Source organism: Rhodovulum viride (assembly GCF_003265965.1).
In the GTDB taxonomy this organism is placed as follows: Bacteria; Pseudomonadota; Alphaproteobacteria; order Rhodobacterales; family Rhodobacteraceae; genus Rhodovulum; species Rhodovulum kholense.
This window is the reverse complement of sequence record NZ_MUAV01000095.1, coordinates 1-1,249: the sequence shown is the minus strand read 5'-3', so window position 1 is coordinate 1,249 and position 1,249 is coordinate 1. Positions and strand designations below refer to the sequence as shown.

Genomic DNA, 1,249 nt, shown 5'->3' with positions numbered 1-1,249 from the left:
CCGCGACGCTCGCCTGCGAGGAACGCGCCATGGATCTGGGCCGCAAGCGCCCGTTTTACTACCTGCCCGAGGATCAGCAGCGCCGCTTTCCCGGCGACCGCTTCTTCGACCTCGTGCAAGCCATCCAGAACCGGGAGGACACATGGGGCAGGTGAGCGGGACGATACTGCGCCGCGAGGGCTGGGAATTGCGGCTGGCGGCCGAGATCCGCGCCTGGGAGGGCCGGGCCTTCGTCTGGGGCGCGGCCGATTGCCTGGGCTTTTGCCGGGCCACCGCGCGGGCGATGATCGGCACCGATCCGATCCCGGATCTGCCCGCCTATGCCAGCGAGATCCAGGCGGCGAAGGGGCTGGTGCGGCTTGGCTTCGGCTCCATCGCCGATCTGATCGACGCGCACCTGCCGCGGGTGGCGGTCGCGCTGGCGCGGCGGGGCGACTGGGTGATGGGCGATGCCGCGGGGGCGCTGCCCGGCGCCATGGGCGTCGTCACCGGCCGCCAGGCCGTGCATCTGGCGGAACGCGGTCCCGTGCGCCGCCCGGTGCTCGACGCGGAGGTGGCATGGCGCATCGGGTGATTTGTCTCGCGGGGGCGGCGCGGCTCGGCGCGCCCCTCGCGGTCCTGACCGTGGCGCTGATCGTCACCGCCGCCCCGGCCCTGGCGATGCCGCCGGTCGGGGCAGCGCTGGCGGCGGCCGCCGGGGGCTGGGCGGCCGGGCTGACCGCGACCGCGATCATGGGCCAGGCCGCCATGGCCTTCGTGCTCTCGGGCGTGCAGATGGCGCTGGCGAAGAAGCCCAAGGTCAAGACCCGCGACGAGATCATGCTCAACCGGATCCAGCCGGTGACCGCGGGCCTCATCCTCTATGGCGAACGGACCCTGGGCGGCACCATCACCGCCCGCTCGACCACCAGCTTCGACGGCAAGCCGCATCTGCGCTACCATTCCGCCATGCCGCTCGCCTGTCACCAGATCGACGGCGCGGTCGAGATCTGGCTGGGCGAGACCAGGGTCTGGACCGAGGCGCAATACCTCAAGGACGCGGCCCAAGGCACGGGCGATCCCTATCTCTGGGGCCAGATCGACAGCGACTACAAGGGCCGCATCCACCTCAAGGTGCATGACGGGGCCGAGGATCAGGCGGCCGATCCGCTGTATGCCGCGGCGGCCTCGGAATGGACGGCCGATCACCGCGGGCGCGGCATCGCCTGGGTCTACTTCTCGGCCAATTACGACCGCGACCTCTTCCCGA

The 1,249-nt window shown here is 71.6% G+C and carries 2 protein-coding genes; both read left to right on the top strand.

The window, feature by feature from the left end:
* Positions 1-151: 151 nt before the first annotated feature.
* Positions 152-574, top strand: a complete 423-nt coding sequence (locus BYZ73_RS21155; RefSeq protein WP_146746394.1) for a DUF6950 family protein — start codon at positions 152-154, stop codon at positions 572-574.
* Positions 559-1,249 (top strand): hypothetical protein (locus tag BYZ73_RS21150; RefSeq protein WP_425451108.1); only part of this gene is annotated, 691 nt, incomplete at its 3' end. The genes BYZ73_RS21155 and BYZ73_RS21150, both read left to right, overlap by 16 nt.